This is a genomic window from Stenotrophomonas sp., assembly GCF_032099025.1.
GTDB lineage: Bacteria > Pseudomonadota > Gammaproteobacteria > Xanthomonadales > Xanthomonadaceae > Stenotrophomonas.
In genome coordinates, this window is record NZ_DAMCID010000001.1 from 453749 (window position 1) to 472030 (window position 18282).

Consider the following 18282-nt stretch of genomic DNA (forward strand, 5'->3'; position numbering starts at 1 on the left):
CGCGGCACGATCCTCGTCCGGTGGGGTGGTCCTCGCTCACGCACGTTTCAGATCTGGATGTAGCCCGTCGCGATCCAGTACACGCCGACCAGGGCGGCCACCACGGCGAGGCCCAGGATGATGAGGTCCGACGCCTTGGTGAAGATCTTCCCGCCCTGCTCGCGCCGTGCCCAGACGTACAGCAGGCTGCCGGGCGCATACAGCACCGCCGACAGCACGATGAACTTGATGCCACCGGCATACAACAGGAACGCGGTGTAGATCGTGGCCAGGATGGCCAGGGTGAGGTCGCGCCCACGCTCGTTGGGCCGCTCGTTGTAGGTCTCGCCGCGCAGGGTGAGCTGCAGGCCGTAGGCAGCCACCAGCAGGAACGGAATCAGCGACATGGCGCTGGTCAGGTTGAGCATCAGCGAGAAGGCATCCCGCGACCAGTAGGTACTGATCACGATCAGCTGGATGATGATGTTGGTCGCCCACAGCGCCGACGAAGGCACGCCGTTGGCGTTCTCACGCGCGAAGATCGCCGGCATGTCCTTGGTTCGCGCGGCGGCCGAGAGCACCTCGGCGCAGATCAGCGACCAAGTCAGGTAGGCACCCAGCACGGACACCAGCAGGCCCACGCTCACGAATATCGCGCCCCAGTGGCCCACCACCGCTTCCAGCACCGTGGCCATGGACGGCTGGCGCATGCCGGCGATGTCGGCCCGCTGCAGCACCGCGAACGGCAGCAGCGTCACCAGCACCATCAAGGTGGTCACCACCAGGAAGCCGGTGATGGTCGCCGCACCCACGTCCTTGCGGTCCTTGGCGTAACGCGAGTAAACGCTCGCCCCCTCGATGCCGAGGAACACGAACACCGTGACCAGCATCGTCGCGCGGACCTGTTCGAAGATGCTGCCACTCAGGTCGCCGCCGTAGAAGTTGAACCGGAACAGGTCCATCTTCATGGCAAAGGCCATGATCACCAGGAACACCACGATCGGAATGACCTTGGCGATGGTGACGATCTTGTTGATGGCCGCGGCCTGCTGCACACCGCGCAGGATCATGAAGTGGAACAGCCAGATGCCGGCGGAGGCCACGAGGATGGCCACGACGGTGTTGCCGTCGCCGAAGACCGGGAAGAACGCGCCGAGGGTGGATTTGATCAACACCCAGTACGAGACGTTGCCGATGCAGCTGCCGATCCAGTAGCCGAACGCGGACAGGAAGCCGGGGTAGTCGCCGAACCCTTCCTTGGCGTAGGCGAACACACCGGCGTCCAGATCAGGCTTGCGTTCCGCGAGCATCTGGAAGACCCGCGCCAGCGTGTACATGCCGAGGCCGGCGATCGTCCAAGCCACGACCGCACCCAGGGGACCTGTGGCACTGGCGAACGTCCGGGGGAGGGAAAAAATACCCGCGCCGATCATTCCGCCTACCACCATGGCGGTCAGTTGCGTGCGCGTCATCTTCACGACGTTCGAGGACATGGCCAGCGTCCGCATGCAGGTTGGAGCATTCAGGATGGAGAGCAAATCGTCAATTCGACGTGAGATGCGGCTCAGTATTTCGCGCATATTCCGCACTGCGCGACGCTGCTATCCGCAATCCGTCACATTCGCCGATTCATCCTGCGAGCCGGGCCCTGCAGTGCCCGGTGGCCTGGTTCAGCGATTGGCCAACGCAAACTCCAACCCGGCCACGACTGCGGCCACCTGGGCGTCGTTGCACTGGGCGGGCGTGGAGCGCGGGCTGTCCGGATACACCTCGGTGGTGGTGGCAAAACGGGCATCGGTGACGCCGGCGCAGGCGCCTATCGAGCGCGATTCACCCCACACCACCCCCGGCGACTGCAGCGGCAGGCCCACCAGGTTGCCTTGGGCGTCGGCCGGGGCGATGTGGGTGATCTGGGCCACGGCGGCAATCAGGGCCTGCTGGAAGGCAGGCTCGGGATTCTCGCTGTTGCCGATGACGTAGAAGCCATCCGGAATGGTCTCGGGCGTCCAGACCTTGCCATCGCGCGAGGCCAGCGCGGGGTCGAACTCATCTGCATCGCTGTCGGTGGTTTCGTGCAGGTCGAGGTGCACCAGCAGCGTGTCATCGCGCGCGGCGAGCCAGTTCATCAACGAGGCCGATTCCACGATCAACCCGCCGTCACGGAAGCTGCGGTTGGGATCAAACGCATCGCGGTTCCAACGCTGGATGCGCTCATAGCCCCACGGGCACACGCACGGCACGACGATCAGGTTGAGCCGTCCCACGTAGTCCTGTGCGTGCCCACGCAGGAACTGCAGGGCGCCATGCACGCCACTGGTCTCATACCCATGCACGCCGCCGGTCACCAGTGCGGTCGGCAGGGCCGGGTCCCAGTCACGACTCATCGCGAGCAGCAGCGGGTAGCTGTCGGTGATCGATTCAAGCTGGCCATACTGCACCACCTCCAGCGAACCCGGCAGCGTCTGCAAGGCTTCCACCACATCCCGCGCATAGCTGCGCTGCTGCACTTGGCGCGCGCGCCATGCAGCCCGCTCACCATCGCCCCAGGCATGGCCGGGCGTACCGATGGGATAGAAATGGGCGGTGGTCATGGCAAGCTCCTCAAACAGATGCGCCCATTGTAACGGACTGGCTTCTTTGTACAGCCACAGCCGAAGCTACAGCTACAGCCACAGCTACAGCCACAGCCACAGCAAGAACCAGAGCACCTGGTTTGCGGGGTCACTGTGTGAGGGCCGGCGGGCATGGGGGTACGGGACACGCCGTGAACCCATCCATGGGGGCTCGTAGAAAACATCCATGTTTTCTACGGTCCCGTACCCCCATACCCGCCGACCCTCTTTGAAGTTGGCCGGTGGCCTACGGAAGATCAAAACAAGACGGAACATCAAGACAAGCGAGCTACCGTCACCTGCGCCTGGACTGCATTGCTCTGCCCTCGGCCACCGAAACACTGTCGAAGGGTCGGCGGGTGCGGGGGTACGGGACCGTAGAAAACATGGATGTTTTCTACGAGCCTACATGGACGTATTTACGGCGTGTCCCGTACCCCCGTACCCGCCGGCCCTTACCAGGCGAACCCAGCAGACGAAGGCTGTTAGCTCCAAAAGCTGTTAGCTCCAAAAGCTGTTAGCTCCAAAAGAAAAAGGGGGAGCCGGAAACCCGGCTCCCCCACTCCACACACCATCAAGCAGCTTGCACTTCTTCGTAGCCGTTCAAACGCATGTCGCTCGATGCGCGGCCCTGGGTGAGCGAGCGCAATGAAGTGGTGTAGCCGGACAACTGCGCCAACGGCGCGTAACCCACCACTTCCGCGCGGCCACCCTGGTCATCGATGGACGCGATGCGGCCACTGCGCCGATTGATGTCACCGACCACGTCGCCGACATTGACCGACGGCACGTGGATGGACACCTCCATCACCGGCTCCAGCAGACGCGTACCGGCCTGCAGCAACGCCGCCTTGACCGCCTCGCTGCCCGCACGGTGGAAGGCCATGTCCGACGAGTCTTTTGCGTGCGTCTGCCCATCGACCAGCGTCACCTCGATGCCGACCACCGGATGGCCCTTCGGGCCTTCCATCAGCGCCGTGCGCACACCCTTCTCCACCGCCGCCACGAAACCGCGTGGGATCACCCCGCCAACCGTGCGGTCGACGAAGTGCACCTCCCCGTCCTCGCGCGGCGCCACATCGATCAGCACCCGCGCGAACTGGCCCTGGCCACCCGTCTGCTTGACCACCTTCCCTTCCACACCGCGCAGCGCCTGCCGCAGCGTTTCCTGGTAGGCCACCCGCGGTGCGCCCGTCTGCACATTGACGTTCCACTCCGTACGCAACCGCTCCACCATCACCTCCAGGTGCAGCTCGCCCATGCCCCAGACCAGCGTTTCACCGCTGTCCGCATCGGTCTCGATACGGAACGACGGATCTTCCTGGGCCAGACTGGACAAGCCCTGGCTGATGCGGATCAGGTCGGCCGACTTCGCCGCCGTCAACCGCCACGCCAACACCGCCTGCTGCGCCTTGATCGTGTCCAGCAGGAGCGGCCGCGATGGCGCGCTGAGCGTTTCGCCGCTCACCGCATCTTTCCAGCCCAGCACCGCCACGATGTCGCCGGCCACCGCCTGCTTGATGTCGTGGGTCTGGTCGGCCTGCACACGCACCAGCCGGCTGACCCGCCGACCCTGCGCGTGCTGCGAACTGGCCAGCGCATCGCCCACCCGCAGCGTGCCCGAATAGACCCGCACGAAGCTCAGCGCACCGTGGTTCTGGTGCGTGATCTTGAACAGCAGTGCCGCCAGCGGACCGCTCGGATCCGGCGGCAACGTGACCTCGCCATCCGCAGATCCGGCCACCACCGCGGGCCGGTCTTCCGGCGCGGGCAGATAGTCGACGATCACGTCCAGCAACGTCTCGATGCCCTTGCTCTTGAACGCCGCACCCGCCAGCACCGGCACGCCCGCACCGGCCAGCGTGGCCCGGCGCAGCGCCGCGCGCAGCGACAGCGCATCGATGTCGCCGCCTTCGAGCCATGCCTCCGCCAACGCGTCGTCATGGCTGCCCACCGCCTCCACCAGCTGCAGGCGGCGCGGCTCCCATTCGCCACGTTCGTCGTCGGTCCACGGCGTTCGCGTCGGCGTACCGGCCTCGTCCCAGCGCACGGTCGTGCGATCGACCAGGTCCACCCAGCCGTTGAACTGCGCCTCGGCGCCCAGCGGCCAGCCGATCGCCCACGGTCGCGCCTGCAGCTTCTCCTGCAGTTGCGACAGCACGCGGTCGAACGACGCACCGATGCGGTCCATCTTGTTGACGAAGGCAATCATCGGCACCCCGTGACGGCGCGCCTGGTGCCACACCGTTTCGGACTGCGGCTGTACGCCATCCACGGCCGAAAACACCGCCACCGCACCGTCGAGCACGCGCAGCGAGCGCTCGACTTCAATGGCGAAGTCGATGTGGCCCGGGGTGTCGATCAGGGTCAGGTGGTGGATGGCCTCGCCGCGCGGCGCCCAATGCGCCTGCACCGCGGCTGCGCCGATGGTGATGCCGCGCTCGCGCTCGATCGCCGAGAAGTCGGTGGTCGTCGCGCCATCGTGGACTTCACCGACGCGATGGATCTCGCCGGTTTTCCACAGCAGCCGTTCGGTGAGGGTGGTCTTGCCGGCGTCGATATGGGCAATGATGCCGAGGTTGCGCCGGAGGGTCTGGGTCTGGGTCTGGGTCTGGGTCTGGGTCTGGGTCTGGGTCTGGGTCTGGGTGTTCATGGACTATGTTCTCGCTGCCAACTTCGGGGAGCCGCACGCCGCCGTTGGCTGACGGGCGTGCGGCCAGGTTTGGGGCTCGGCGATCTGGTGCATGGCACGTTCTCCTTCATGAAGTTGTGGAACGCGGAAACGAAAAGAGCGCCCGGTGGGCGCTCTGTCTGGGTCCTTCGGCTGACCGGATCAGGTCAACCGCTTGAGGAGCCGCGAGGCAGACGCGCCCGTCCCGCGAAAGCGCGGGTGCGAGTAAAAAACGTCAGGAGCGGCATCAGGGTCATGGCGGCAAAGGAAGGAACCTGCGCGCATTCTAGTCCTGTGTTGGCCGTATGCAAGCAGGTTTTGCAACCATCCATGGAACACTGAGCGACCGAAACGTCCCTGGAGAGCGCTTTCGACAACGAACCGCACCCGTTCCGGTCTCTTATATGCGAATAGGTCGCAATTGCATCCTGTGCGGAACTGCCTAGAATGCGTCGGGCACTGTCGTCCGAGTTCCCATCATGATCACCGCTCCTGCCAACACCCGTCCGCTGCCACGCCACCCGCTCGCCCTCGCCTGCTGCCTCGCAGCCGCCACCTTCGCGCCTGCAGCGCTGGCGCAGACCGCCACCGCACTGGATGCGGTGCAGGTCAATGCCTACCGCGCCGCCAACAGCACCAGTGGCGCCACCAAGACCAGCACGGCCATCGCCGAAACGTCGCAGTCGGTGTCGGTGATCGAACGCGCTGAACTGGACGCCCGCGGCGTGCAGTCGCTCAACGACGCCATGCGCTACGTGGCCGGCGTGAGCCTGGAGAGCAGCGGCATCGACAACCGCGTGGATGACTTCCGCATCCGCGGTTTCGATGCCGGCAGCTGGTCCAACAATGTCACCCTGGATGGCATGCGCGCACCGCAGGGCAGCCAGTGGAACCGCAGCATGTTCGACAGCTGGAACCTGGAGCGCGTGGAAGTGCTCAAGGGACCGTCGGCCGTGATGTACGGCCAGATGGCACCGGGCGGCATGGTCAACCAGGTCAGCAAGACCCCCACGCCCGATCAGCAGCAGCTGCTGCGGCTCGGCCTGGATGCGGACGGCCAGTACAGCGCCGCGTTCGACGTGGGCGCCGGCAGTGCGGACGACCAGCATCTGCTGCGTCTGGTCGGGCTGTACCGCGACGGCGACACGCAGATCAAGCACACCGCGCAGCAGCATTGGTTCCTGGCACCGAGCTACACCTGGCAGCTCGCCGACCGCACCCGGCTCACCCTGCTGGGCATGTACCAGAAGGACGACGGCGGATCGACCTACCAGTTCCTGCCGATGGCCGGCACGCTCAACGCCACGCCATATGGCTACATGAAGAACAGCACCTTCATCGGCCAGCCGGACTGGAACACCTTCGACCGCACGCTGTGGACGGCCGGCTGGATGTTCGAACATCAGTTCAACGACCATATCACTCTGACTCAGAACGCGCGCCGCACCCACGTCGACTCGCTCTACCGCGGCGTGGTCACGTTCGGCGCGCTCAACGCCGACGGCCGCACCCAGAACCGCCGCGGCGTGCAGGGTACCGGCGATTCCGACGGCGATACCTTCGACACCCGCCTGCAGGCGCGCTTCGCCACCGGCGCCGTGGACCACACCGTGCTGCTCGGCTGGGACTGGCAGCGTGCCGACTGGGAAGGCGTGCGCAGCGCGATGACCAACCCACGCGCGATCGACATCTTCGACCCAGCCTATTACCCCTACCAGCCCACCGTCACCACCGAAACGCCCACCGCCGGCATCAACCGGCAGAGCGGCGTGTACCTGCAGGACCAGCTGGCCGCGGGCAACTGGCGGCTGACCCTGGGCGGTCGTTACGACTGGACCAAGGACGACACCCTGAGCGCCACCCGCAACATCGCCACGGGCGTGTCGCAGCCCGGCCCGCACAACGTGATCAAGAACGAGGCGTTCACCGGCCGCGGCGGGCTGCTGTATGTGTTCGAGAACGGCCTGACGCCCTATGTCAGCTACGCAGAATCGTTCCAGCCCTCGACCAGATCGCCACTGGACAGCTTCACCCAGACTGCGTTCGACCCGGTCACCGGTTCGCAGTGGGAGGCCGGCCTGAAGTACCAGCCGGCGAGCGTAGACGGCCTCGTGACCCTCGCCGTGTACGACCTTCGGCAGGAGAACATGATCGTCGACGACCCGATCACCAGCCATCGCAACTGCGGCGCCACCGGCACCGCCACCTGCTCCATCCAGGGCGATGAGGGCCGCGTGCGCGGTATTGAACTGGAAGGCCGCATCACCCCGATCGAGGGCCTGAGCTTGATCGGCGCCGGCTCGCGCATGGATTCGGAGATGCTGCGCTCTGCAGCGTACAAGGGAAAGCAACTGGCGATGGTGCCCGATGTCAGTGCCTCGTTCTGGGCCGACTACACCTTCCAGGCCGGCGCCCTGCGTGGCCTGAGCCTGGCGGCGGGTGCACGCTACAACGGCGTCAGCTACGGCGACAGCGCCAACCTGTACCGCATTCCGTCCTACACCCTGTTCGACGCCGCCCTGCGCTATGACCTTGGCCAGCACGGCAACACCCACGTGCAGCTCGCGCTCAACGCCAGCAACCTGGCGGACAAGCGTTATGTGTCGACCTGCACCGGCGTTTCGTCGTGTTACTACGGCAGCGGCCGTACCGTGACGGCCACCGCCACGTTCGGCTGGTAAGCCGCGCGCACGGCAGCCACGCAGGGCGTGGCTCTACAAGCCAGAACGGGGCGGCACCCGTAGTGCCACGCCCTGCGTGGCAACCAAGCAGTGCCGAACGCAAACGTACTGCCACGCCCCGCGTGGCAACCAAGCAGTGCCGAACGCAAACGTAGTGCCACGCCCTGCGTGGCAACCAAGCAGTGCCGAACGCAAACGTAGTGCCACGCCCTGCGTGGCAACCAAGCAGTGCCGAACGCAAGCGTAGTGCCACGCCCTGCGTGGCAACCAAGCAGTCGGCTCTACTCCGGGTCCGCCACCACCACCAGCGGCACGTTGCGCTGCGGGTGCCGCAGCACCAGCACCGGCTGCTGGTATACCCGCTCGATGTGCTCGCGCGTCAATACCTGGTCCGGCGTGCCATCGGCCGCCACCCTGCCCTGCTCCAGCAGCACGATGCGGTCCGCATAGCCGGCGGCCAAATTCAGGTCATGCACCACCACGATCACGCACGCGCCGGCATCGGCCAGCCCGCGCACCGCACGCAGCGTCCGCTCCTGGTGGCGCAGGTCCAGCGCGGCGGTGGGCTCGTCGAGCAGCAACAGCGGCGTGTCCTGGGTGAGTACGCGCGCGAACGTCGCACGCGCCGCCTCGCCACCGGACAGAGTCTGCACCTCGCGCTGGCGCAGCGCGTGCATTTCGGCCTGTCCCAGCGCGTGTTCGACCCGCGCCGCATCGCGCACCGCGTCGGCCGGGTGCGGCAGCCTCCCCATGGCCACCACCTCCTCCACCGTGAAGGCAAAACGCACCGCGTGGTCCTGCGGCATCACCGCGCGCTCGCGCGCCAGCGCCATCGCCTTCCACTGCGCGATGGGCCGGTCATGCAGGATCACGCGCCCTTCGTCCGCATCGATATCGCCGCTGGCCACCGCCAGCAGCGTCGATTTACCCGCGCCGTTCGGGCCGACCAGCGCGGTCAACGTACCCGGCGCGAACGCCAGGTGGATGTCGTGCAGGATGCGGCGCTCACCCAACCGCAGCCCTACCCCGTCCAGCTGCAGCAACGGCGCACTCATACCGTTCCACTCCGGCGCTGGTGCAGCACCAGCCACAGGAAGAACGGCGCGCCCAGCGCGGCCGAGAACAGCCCCAGCGGAATCTCGGCCGGCGGATCCAGCGTCCGTGCCGCCGTGTCGGCCACCACGATCAGCAGCGCGCCGGTGACCGCCGATACCGGCAGCAGCCAGCGGTGCCCCGGCCCCACCAGCATGCGCACCACGTGCGGCACCACCAGCCCCACGAACCCGATCGAGCCGGCGAACGCGACGGCCGCGCCCACCAGCAGCGCGCTGAACGCAATCAGCTTCAAGCGCGTGCGCCGCACATCCAGCCCAAGGTGCTGTGCCTGGCGCTCCCCCAGCGCCAGCATGTCCAGCGGCGTGGACAGGCGCAGCAGCGCCACCGTGCCCAGCACGAACACCGGCAGCGCCGCGGCGACGTCGGCCCAGTCGGCCTGCGCCAGCGACCCCATCTGCCAGAACACCAGCGACTGCAGCTCGCTTTCGCTGGCAATGTAGGTCAGGAATCCGATCGCCGCCGAGCAGAACGCCGCCATCGCGATGCCCACCAGCAGCAGCGTCGCCGTGCCGCTGTTGCGTCCCGGACGGGCCAGCGCGTAGGTAAGGCTGATCGCCGCCGCGCCGCCGGCGAATGCCGCCAGCGGCAGCGTCCAGCCGCCCACGCTGCCGGCCCCCAGCACGATGGCGGCCACCGCACCGAGCGCCGCGCCCTGCGTCACCCCGACGATGCCCGGGTCGGCCAGCGGATTGCCGAACAGGCCCTGCAGACTGGCGCCGGCCATCGCCAACGATGCGCCCACCAGCGCGCCCAGCAGCGCCCGCGGAATGCGCAGGTTCCACACCACCGCCATGTCACGCTGGCTCACCTGCGACGGGTCCAGCAACCCCAGCTTGACCGCCATCGCCTGCATCACCTCCAGCGGCGGCAGCCGCAGCGGACCCACCGCGAACGAGGCCAGGATTGCGCCCAGCAATGCCAGCGCCATCATCGCCAGCACCCAGCCGCCTGCGCGGCGACGCCTGCTGCGCTCCATCACGGACTGCCAGTCACGGTGACGGCAGCGCCGCCAGCGCCTTGGCCAGCGCCACGGCGCCGCTGCCCGAACCAACGCTGGCCGCCTTGAGCTGTACGTCCGGCATCACCCATACGCGGTTGGCCGCGCCGGCCGGCGTCTGCTTCAACGTCGGGTAGGCCTTCCACAGCCCGGCCTCACCGCCGAACAGCTGCAGGTCATTCTCGGTGACCAGGATGACGTCCGGTGCCGCCGCCACCACGCCTTCATTGCTCAGCGCGGAGTAGTTGGCCACCCCGGCCTCGGTACCGATATTGAGGCCACCGGCGAGCGCGATCAGCGCGCCCGAGGCACTGTCGGCGCCGGCCACGGTGGGCGCGCCGCCGGCACCCGTGGCCGAGAGATGGATCACGCGCGGGTGGTGCGTGCTGGCCGCCGCGATCGCCGCGGCCTCATCCAGCTGGGCCTGCACCTGTGCCGCCAGCGCTTCGCCCGCCGCCGCGACGCCGAGCGCCGCCGCCACCTTGCGCACCTTGTCCGGTGCCGGCTGCAGATCGTCGATCACGATGGCCGCCTCACCCGCCCCGCGCAGCTTCCTGGCCAGCTCGGTATGGCGGCGCAGGCTGTTGCCGATGAACAGCGACCCTTCCAGGCTGAGCACGCCTTCCACGCCAGTGGTGCGGTTGAACAGGAACTGCTTCGGCGCCTTGCGTCCCGCCTCGGTGGCCGAACGCAATGGCGCGGCATACACCTGCCCGCCCATGCCAAGCGCCTCGATCACCGCGATGACGTCGTCGCCACCGGCCACGATGCGCGCGGTGTCCTTCACCGTGACCTGTTCGCCATCGTCGGACTGCACGGTCACCGGCAACACCGGCGTCAGGCCCGTGCTGGCGGGGACGTCGGTGCCAGCAAGGCGCAGCCAGCCCTGCGGCAGTGCGGCCGCGGTGGTCGCGTCCGCACGCGCGGGTGCCTCCGGTGTGGCCGCAGGCGCTACGGCGTCCGCCGGCGTTCCACCGCATGCGGTGAGCCCGGCCGCGAGGGCCAGCACGAGCACGCGGCGGCGTGCGGACAAAGCGCTCAACATGGTTTTCTCCAGTCAGGCGCGCGCAGGACGTTGGCTCTGCGCGCGCGGCACATCAACGGCGGATCGGGGTGATGCGGGTGATGCGGTCGCCCTTCGGGTCTTCCGCACCGCGCGACTTGTTGACGGCGAACACATTGCCCTTGCCGTCCTCACGGACGTGGTTCGGGAACGTACCGCCATCCAGGTTGCCGACGACCTTGCCCTCGCCATCGACCACGGTCACGGTGCCGGCACCGCGGTTGGTGACGTAGGCCAGGCCGGACACCGGCTCGAATGCCACGTTCAACGCGCCCGCACCGACGGCCACGTCGTGCAGCACCTTGCCGCTGGCCACGTCGACGATCAGCAGGTTGTCGGTCCCCTGCGAGGCCACGTACAGGCGGTTGTGCTTCGCGTCGAATGCAACGCCCGAGGCGCTGATGGCATTGCCGAGGTCGATCACCTTGTCGACCTTGCCGCTGGCGACATCGATCACCGCCGCCTCGGGCGTGCCGATGCTCACGGTGAACAGCTTGCCGCCGGCCTCGTCCAGCACCAGGCTCATCGGCACGAACTTCTCGTCGTCCACGCCCGAGGCAAGGGTGATCGGTTCCAGCGCCTTGAACGTCTTCGCATCGAACACCGACAGGTGATCTTCACCGGCGGCGGACGCAAACACCTTGCCGCGCTTGGCGTCGACCACCACGTCGCGCGCATGCGGCACCGCGCCCACCGGGAACTGGTGGACCAGCGACAGGTCGGACTGGCGATACACCGCCACGGTGTCCTGGCGGGTATTGCTCACCCACACGGTGCCGTTGGCGTCGTCCACGCCCACGCCGTAGACCGCGAACACGCTGCCCCCCTTGGCATCGGGCACCTGTGCCGGGGTGATCGCCTTGACCACCTTCAGGGTCCCGGGGTCCACCTTGAGCAGCTGCGACTGGGTCACCGGCGGGCGACCCACCGCCGCGGTCACGAACAGCGCGTTGCTGCCCGCGCTGTAGCTGCTCTGGTACAGCCCCTGCACCAGCTTGCCGGAGGTCTGGCTGAAGTTCTGCTGCCCACTCAACGGCAGGCTCGGCGATACCCGCAGGGCCACCACGGCGGCGGCGGCCGGCTGGCTGGCGCGCACCACCACCGGGTGCTGACCGGGCACCGCATCGGCCGGGATGGCCACGCTGGCCTTGAAGTTGCCCTGCGCGTCGACGACGTACGGGGTGGCGTTGAGCACGGTCTCGCCGCGCAGCAGCGTCACCTGCTGACCGGGCACGAATGCACGGCCGGTCACTTCGGCGGTGCTGCCCGGCACGACGTTTTCATTGCGGGCACTGACCTTGCCACGGAAGCCGTTGGCCGGCGCGTCGAACACCGGCTGGGCGGACACCGCCCCGGTCACCAGCGACAGGGCCACGGTCAAGGCGGCAAGGCGCGGAAGGGAAACGAATCGGGACATAGCAGACTCCTTCTGTAGGGGCGCGCCAGCGGCGCGTGTCACAAGGGTTGCCTTGGCGTAGCTGCATCGCTGCGGCGGTGGCACATGGCCACGCATTGCCTGGGTAAGGGTGAAAAAGATCAATCCGAGGTCGCGTCGGTGGCCGTGCCCGCAGGCGCGGTGCTGCGGTCGGCGGCGCCGTACAGCGCCGCCAGCGTCGCCTTCAACGATGCCGGCAGCATCGGCCCGTGGCCGAGCCCGGGGAATTCGCGGTAGGTCACCTGCACGCCGGGCACCTTCGCCAGGCGCTGGCTCAACGTGTAGGCGGCGTCCGGCGTGGCACCGGCAATGCGGCGCAGGTGGGCGACCACGCGGGGATTGGTCAGGTCACGCACGCCGCGGTTGCCGCTGCGCTCGTCGCCGCCCAGCATCAGCCACACATTCGCCGGCGACGGCTTGGCCACGAAGTGGTGCTCCATCACGCCCTGCGGCGCGCCCTGGCTCCACCACAGCGAGGGACTGGCGCTCACATAGTTCTGGAACGCCGTGGGCTGGGTATACAGCGTGCTCAGCACGAACAGCCCGCCCAGCGAATGACCCCACAGCGACTGCTGCCCCGCATCCACGCGTGCGCGACGCTCGACCTCCGGCTTGATCCGGGTCTGGATCATCTCCAGGAACGCCTGCGCGCCGCCGCCACTGGACTGCGGCGCACCGTTCTCATCGTCGGCGGTATCCACCCAGGCGGTGTAGTCGATCGTGCGCGCCGGGGAATCGATGCGCAGGTCGTTGTCGTAGCCGATGAACACCAGCACCGGCGCGGCGTGCGCGGCCAGGTCGGCGAGCATCGCCTGGTCGAAGACCATGGCAGCAGCATTGCCGTCGAGCATGTACAGCACCGGCGCAGCCTTGGCGGCGGTGTGTGTCGGCACCCCCACATTGACGCGCCAGCGACGTGCCGGCGCACCGCTTTCGATCACGAAACGTTCGAAGCGATAGCTCTGCGCGGGCTGGTCGAGGACGGTCTCGCCGACCTTCTGCAGCGGGTTGCGCTGCTGCGCCGCGGCCGGTGCTGCTGCCACCATGCCCAGCGCAGCGACGACGCCGACGGCGCGCAACCAAGGAGAGAACGACGGAATCAGGCAGGAAAGCACGGCAGGCACGACTCAGGGCAAGGCGATCACCCCAGTGTACCGCAAATGCGAATGGGTATCACTTGCCGCATCCAGACCTCTCGTCGCGCGCCTCGGCCACGCTCGCGTACGTGTCGCCGCTGGCATCGACCCAGCCGCGCAGCGACGTCGTCGCCGGCAGTGCTTCCGTGCGCTCGTGCGGGGACACCACCATCTCGCGCCAAGTCCCGACCGGCTCCAGTTCGGCCAGGCGCGCCGCGCGATCATCGTCGGTGCTCAGCCGATCCTCCGGGCCGGACGCCGGCGTGGTGGTCTCAGTGGCAATCTTGGTCGCCCGAATCCGGAGCTGGCCGACCGCGTCGCGCGAGACGGCCAGCACGTAACGCTCCTTGCCGTACGCCCAGGCGGTTGTCTTCTCGGTGCTGATCGACGCCCCTGCCGCTGGCACCTCGGCCTCCCGGCCCGCTACGCCGGTCACCATCGCCATCCCGGCCAACGCGCCCATGTATTGGGCGCCGCGGATGGCGCGCAGTTGGCCGCCCGACAGCGGCGCAGCACCTGCGGCGTCCGGCGCGGTGTTGAGGAACGTGGCGCGCGTGCAGATCGTGACCACGATGGGCACGCCTTCCCCGCCGCCGTGCCGCACCAGCATGTCGCTATTGGCGAACTGCTCGACCACCGCATGATCGACTGCGCCACCCGAGGGCAAGGCCTGGGTAATCGTGATGCGTGCGCTGCGCTCGATCAGCGCCTCGAGGGTGGCAGGCACATCAGCGGCGACGGCGCTGGACGAGAACGCAGCAGCGGCAACCAGGTACGACAGCGAAACAGGCGTCATCAACATTCCTTTGCAGTGGGCGCCGCCGGCGCGCCACAGGGAACGGCATCATACGCCAGCGATCACGCCCCACCCCACGCAAAAAAAAGTCCGGCCTGGGGCCGGACTTCGGTGATTCGGTCATTCCATTCCGGCAGGTGCTTATTCTTCTTCTTCCTGCTGCCCACCCTGCTGGTTGCGCTCGCGCTTCTGGTCGGCATCCTGCTGTTGCTGCTGACCCTGGCGCTGCTTGTCGCCCTGCTGGTCTTTCTGGTTCTGCTGACCCTGCTGCGGATTCTGCTGGCCCTGCTGCGGATTCTTATGGTTACCCATGACTGTCTCCGGTATTCGGCGTCGAGAGTGATGCCGGTGACCCAACACTAGGCAATGGCCCGTTACCGCCGCGTGCGCTGAAAGCCACCCGTCATCGACGCGCAGCGCACGTCACTAAACAGTTCAGACGGCCGTGCCCGCATCGTCACGCTGCTGTCGCACAGGGATGGATACGTGCGCTCCGGATTACTGCGCGGCCGCCTGCCACGCCGCCACCTTGGCCCGCGTCTGCGCCAGCAGCGCGTCCAGCGCTTTGCGATCATAAACGTGCCCGCGCAGCACCACGGCACGGATCGCGCGGGTCGCCTGGATGTCCTGCAGGGGGTTGGCGTCCAGCAACACCAGATCTGCCGCCTTGCCTTCGGCGATGCCGCCATAGCGATCCAGCGTGCCAAACCACGACGGGCCCGCACGCGTTGCGGAAGACAACGCCTGCGCGGGCGTCAGTCCTTCCTTGACGAACAGGCCCAGCTCGTCATGCAGGCCGATGCCGGGATAGTTGAATGAATTGAGGAAGCCTGCATCGGTGCCGGCCATGATCGTCACGCCCGCCTGCTGCAGCATCGGCAGCACCGCGGCGACCTGCTGGTAGTTGCGGTGCCGCGCATCGATCTGCGCGGGGCTCGCCTTGGCCGCACGCTCGACACGCCAGGCATAGGTCGCCTGGAGCCTCGGGCCGATGTAGGCCAGGTACGGATCCTGCGCGTGATCGTCCTGGTCGAGGAAGTCGAGGATGCGGCCGCCATTGAGGGTGGGCGTCACATACACACCCTTGGTGGCGAAGCCACGGTACGCCGCCATGGCGGTGTCGCGATCAACGCCTGCGTCCAGCCGGCGATTGGCTTCGGCGCGGTCGATGCGCTTGGCGGCGAAGTCCGCGGCAATGCTGGCCTCGTCTTTGACGCCTGCCTTGTACGCGTAATCGAGGTGCTCGATCGAGCTGATCCCCGCGTCCACCGCCTGCTGCACGGTCAGTGCCATCGGAATGTGGCCGGAGGCGCGCAGGCCGTTGGCACGCGCGCCGCGCACGGCGGCCAGGAACAGTTCCGGCGTCAGCGTGCTGTCGGTGATCTTGACGAAGTCCACATGGTCGGTTTTGAGTCGCGCCAGTGCCGCGTCCAGGTCGGCTTGGCTGCCGACTTCCAGCGTGCCCTTCCAGACCGGCTTGATGCCTTCGATCTTGGCGCCGGAGCTGAACAGCTGCGGACCCTCCAGGCTGCCGTTGGCGATCTCGCCGCGCCATTGCAGCACTTGTTCGGGCAGGTCCCCGGAGCAGTCGCGGATGGTGGTGATGCCGTGTGCGATGTACAGCGGCAGCAACGCCTTGTTCTCTTCAATCAGTTCCGGGCCGCCGCCGAAGTGCACGTGCATGTCCCACAGCCCGGGAATCAGGAAACGGCCCTTGCCATCGATCCGTCGCGGCGCGTTCCAGTCCCGGGCAATGACGCGGTCGTCGCCGACCGCCACGATGTCGCCGCCGCGCACGACCACCGCCTGGTCGGCGCGGGTGGTGGCGTGTTCGACATCGACCACCGTGGCGTGGCGGATGATCAGATCGGCCTGCTCGGCTGCCAGGGCGGCAGGGGTCAGCGCAAGCAGCAGCGGGAACGCGGTCAGCACGGTCAGGTTCATGGCGGGGCGCAATGCAGTAAAGACCTCCGCACCATACGGCGCGGAGGCCCGCATTCACCAGTTAACTTTCTGCATGGCCATCATTCGTTATTCGAATCCGCGCTCAGACCTCGCCCTGCATCGCCGTCCGGGCCTGCACCTGCGCCAGCCATGCCGCCACCGCCGGGTAGTCGTCCACCCCTGCCCCGACGTAGGTGCCGTAGCCGACCACCTGCGCCACCACCAGGTCCGCCAGCGAGTAATGCGCGCCGAGCATCCAGGCGTTGCCGCCCAGTCGTTCGTCGAGCACCTCCAGCAGGCGCTTGGCGTCAGAGGACGCCGCAGCTGCCTGCCGTGCATCGCGAAGTGCATCATCGGCCGTGGCCAGCCGCAGCCGGCCGATCACGGCCATGTAGGTCACGTAGGCCCAGGCGCACCACGACATGGCCTGCAGCCGTTCGGGCGTGTCGGCGGCCGGCCACAGCCCGCGTTCCACGCCGAAACGCTCGCCCAGCCAGAGATGGATGGCCAGGCCTTCGAAGATCGGCGTGCCGTCCACCACCAGGCACGGCACCTTGCCATTGGGGTTGATTGCCAGGTATTCCGGGGTGCGCTGCTCACCGTTGCGGATGTCGATCCTCACCCGGTCGTGGGCGACACCCAGCTCGGCCAGGGCGCAGGCGATGGGGGTGGCACTGGACATGGGGTGCCAGTAGAAGACGAGGGACATGCAGAACTCCTTGTTGTGTGTCGGCGTGGACGGTGCGCGGCGAAGGGCCTTGCACCACGGACACAGGCTAGCCACCATTGCGGACAGACCCTGTCCTCGACAGGCGCGACCCTGCTGCCATGCTCACCACCTCCGCCCGACTGCTGCGCCTGCTCTCGCTGCTGCAATCCCGACCGCATTGGTCCGGCACGACCCTGGCCGCCGACATCGGCGTGCACCCCCGGACGCTGCGCCGCGATATCGACCGCCTGCGCGAACTCGGCTACCCGATCCAGGCCAGCAGCGGCGTGGCCGGCGGCTACGCTTTCCGCGCCGGACGCGCGCTGCCCCCGCTGCTGCTCGACGACGAAGAGGCGTTGGCCGCCGCGCTGGCGCTACGGATGGCGGTGACCGGCACCATCAGCGGCATCGAGCAGACCGCCATCACCGCCATGGTCAAGCTGGAACAGGTGATGCCCGCCCGGCTGCGACGTCGACTGGATGCCCTGCGCACCTCGATCCTGCCGGTCGACCAGGCCGGGCCGGTCGTGGATGCCACCTTGCTCGCCACGTTGGCCGGCGCCTGTCGCGACCAGTTGCAGCTGCGCTTCGACTACGCCGACCGCCAGGGCCAACCCAGCCACCGGCAGGTCGAGCCGCAAGGCGTGGTGCACGCCGAACGCCGCTGGTACCTGGTGGCCTGGGACACGCTGCGCACCGATTGGCGCACCTTCCGCATCGACCGCATGACCAGTGGGGCCGAGGTCGGTGCACACTTCCGCCCCCGCCCGTCGCCGGCCAATGGCGACCTGCGCGCGTTCGTCATCGCGTCGTTGTCGCTCGGCCCGTATGGCGACGAGGCGCGCGTGATCCTGCACGCGCCGATCGAGGTGGTGCGCGAGCGCATGCCCAGCTCGGCCGGCCTGCTGGAGGTGGTGGACGCGCAGCGCTGCCTGCTGCGGTGCGGCGCGCACCCGCAAGGCGCAGTCGTGTACTGGCTGCTGGCACTGGAACTGGAATTCGAGGTGCTCGGTCCACCGGCCCTGCACGTGATGATGCGCGATGCCCGCGCCAGGCTCGGCCGCAGCCTGGCCCGCGGCGACGCCGCCCTGGCCGACTGAGCCGCACGCGTTGTCGCACCCGCGTGGCATGCTGCCACCCTCG

14 protein-coding genes are annotated in these 18282 nt (G+C 67.8%); 2 read left to right on the forward strand and 12 right to left on the reverse strand.

Going from position 1 to position 18282, the window contains the following annotated elements; all coding sequences use genetic code 11:
* Positions 1 to 47: 47 nt before the first annotated feature.
* The 3 genes from RT456_RS01950 to fusA all read right to left on the reverse strand — a co-directional run bounded on the left by RT456_RS01950 (position 48) and on the right by fusA (position 5244).
* Positions 48 to 1559, reverse strand: a complete 1512-nt coding sequence (locus RT456_RS01950; protein ID WP_313341728.1) for a basic amino acid/polyamine antiporter — start codon at positions 1557 to 1559, stop codon at positions 48 to 50.
* Between the two features lie 90 nt (positions 1560 to 1649).
* Positions 1650 to 2570, reverse strand: a complete 921-nt coding sequence (locus RT456_RS01955; RefSeq protein ID WP_313341730.1) for a M14 family metallocarboxypeptidase — start codon at positions 2568 to 2570, stop codon at positions 1650 to 1652.
* A gap of 595 nt (positions 2571 to 3165) precedes the next feature.
* Positions 3166 to 5244, reverse strand: a complete 2079-nt coding sequence (gene fusA, locus RT456_RS01960; protein WP_313341733.1) for an elongation factor G — start codon at positions 5242 to 5244, stop codon at positions 3166 to 3168.
* A gap of 497 nt (positions 5245 to 5741) precedes the next feature.
* On the opposite strand from fusA, the gene RT456_RS01965 reads away from it, so the two are divergent.
* On the forward strand, positions 5742 to 7943 hold the full coding sequence (locus tag RT456_RS01965; protein WP_313341736.1) for a TonB-dependent siderophore receptor: 2202 nt from the start codon (positions 5742 to 5744) through the stop codon (positions 7941 to 7943).
* A gap of 281 nt (positions 7944 to 8224) precedes the next feature.
* Here RT456_RS01965 and RT456_RS01970 read toward each other — a convergent pair whose 3' ends face one another.
* The 9 genes from RT456_RS01970 to RT456_RS02010 form a co-directional block, all read right to left on the reverse strand.
* On the reverse strand, positions 8225 to 8998 hold the full coding sequence (locus RT456_RS01970) for a heme ABC transporter ATP-binding protein (RefSeq protein WP_313341739.1): 774 nt from the start codon (positions 8996 to 8998) through the stop codon (positions 8225 to 8227).
* Positions 8995 to 10035 carry an iron ABC transporter permease gene (locus tag RT456_RS01975; protein WP_313341742.1) on the reverse strand — a complete coding sequence of 347 codons (1041 nt, stop codon included), beginning with the start codon at positions 10033 to 10035 and terminating at the stop codon, positions 8995 to 8997. Before RT456_RS01975 ends, RT456_RS01970 begins: the two co-directional genes overlap by 4 nt.
* A 13-nt stretch (positions 10036 to 10048) precedes the next feature.
* A complete protein-coding gene (locus RT456_RS01980) occupies positions 10049 to 11101 on the reverse strand; it encodes an ABC transporter substrate-binding protein (RefSeq protein ID WP_313341745.1) in 1053 nt (350 codons plus the stop codon).
* 52 nt (positions 11102 to 11153) lie between these two features.
* Complete coding sequence (locus tag RT456_RS01985; protein WP_313341748.1) at positions 11154 to 12536, reverse strand: ATP-binding protein; 1383 nt, start codon at positions 12534 to 12536, stop codon at positions 11154 to 11156.
* 119 nt (positions 12537 to 12655) lie between these two features.
* Entirely contained in the window at positions 12656 to 13669 is a 1014-nt protein-coding gene (locus RT456_RS01990) for an alpha/beta hydrolase-fold protein (protein WP_313341751.1), read from the reverse strand.
* Between the two features lie 58 nt (positions 13670 to 13727).
* The gene (locus RT456_RS01995; protein WP_313341753.1) at positions 13728 to 14486 is read right to left on the reverse strand and encodes a hypothetical protein; all 759 of its coding nucleotides are present in this window, start codon (positions 14484 to 14486) and stop codon (positions 13728 to 13730) included.
* Positions 14487 to 14627: 141 nt separating this feature from the next.
* Positions 14628 to 14798 (reverse strand): hypothetical protein, encoded by a 171-nt coding sequence (locus RT456_RS02000; protein WP_313341756.1) that lies wholly within the window; start codon positions 14796 to 14798, stop codon positions 14628 to 14630.
* A gap of 186 nt (positions 14799 to 14984) precedes the next feature.
* The gene (locus RT456_RS02005; RefSeq protein ID WP_313341759.1) at positions 14985 to 16430 is read right to left on the reverse strand and encodes an amidohydrolase family protein; all 1446 of its coding nucleotides are present in this window, start codon (positions 16428 to 16430) and stop codon (positions 14985 to 14987) included.
* A gap of 103 nt (positions 16431 to 16533) precedes the next feature.
* The gene (locus RT456_RS02010) at positions 16534 to 17139 is read right to left on the reverse strand and encodes a glutathione S-transferase family protein (protein WP_313341762.1); all 606 of its coding nucleotides are present in this window, start codon (positions 17137 to 17139) and stop codon (positions 16534 to 16536) included.
* A 119-nt stretch (positions 17140 to 17258) separates the two neighbouring features.
* On the opposite strand from RT456_RS02010, the gene RT456_RS02015 reads away from it, so the two are divergent.
* Complete coding sequence (locus tag RT456_RS02015; RefSeq protein WP_313341765.1) at positions 17259 to 18239, forward strand: WYL domain-containing protein; 981 nt, start codon at positions 17259 to 17261, stop codon at positions 18237 to 18239.
* Positions 18240 to 18282: the final 43 nt, after the last annotated feature.

Bases quoted from the DNA above. Each gene is read 5' to 3' on its own strand.
- RT456_RS01950 (WP_313341728.1), bottom strand. From the start codon at position 1,559: ATGCGCGAAATACTGAGCCGCATCTCACGTCGAATTGACGATTTGCTC.
- RT456_RS01955 (WP_313341730.1), bottom strand. From the start codon at position 2,570: ATGACCACCGCCCATTTCTATCCCATCGGTACGCCCGGCCATGCCTGG.
- fusA (WP_313341733.1), bottom strand. From the start codon at position 5,244: ATGAACACCCAGACCCAGACCCAGACCCAGACCCAGACCCAGACCCAG.
- RT456_RS01965 (WP_313341736.1), top strand. From the start codon at position 5,742: ATGATCACCGCTCCTGCCAACACCCGTCCGCTGCCACGCCACCCGCTC.
- RT456_RS01970 (WP_313341739.1), bottom strand. From the start codon at position 8,998: ATGAGTGCGCCGTTGCTGCAGCTGGACGGGGTAGGGCTGCGGTTGGGT.
- RT456_RS01975 (WP_313341742.1), bottom strand. From the start codon at position 10,035: ATGGAGCGCAGCAGGCGTCGCCGCGCAGGCGGCTGGGTGCTGGCGATG.
- RT456_RS01980 (WP_313341745.1), bottom strand. From the start codon at position 11,101: ATGTTGAGCGCTTTGTCCGCACGCCGCCGCGTGCTCGTGCTGGCCCTC.
- RT456_RS01985 (WP_313341748.1), bottom strand. From the start codon at position 12,536: ATGTCCCGATTCGTTTCCCTTCCGCGCCTTGCCGCCTTGACCGTGGCC.
- RT456_RS01995 (WP_313341753.1), bottom strand. From the start codon at position 14,486: ATGACGCCTGTTTCGCTGTCGTACCTGGTTGCCGCTGCTGCGTTCTCG.
- RT456_RS02000 (WP_313341756.1), bottom strand. From the start codon at position 14,798: ATGGGTAACCATAAGAATCCGCAGCAGGGCCAGCAGAATCCGCAGCAG.
- RT456_RS02005 (WP_313341759.1), bottom strand. From the start codon at position 16,430: ATGAACCTGACCGTGCTGACCGCGTTCCCGCTGCTGCTTGCGCTGACC.
- RT456_RS02010 (WP_313341762.1), bottom strand. From the start codon at position 17,139: ATGTCCCTCGTCTTCTACTGGCACCCCATGTCCAGTGCCACCCCCATC.
- RT456_RS02015 (WP_313341765.1), top strand. From the start codon at position 17,259: ATGCTCACCACCTCCGCCCGACTGCTGCGCCTGCTCTCGCTGCTGCAA.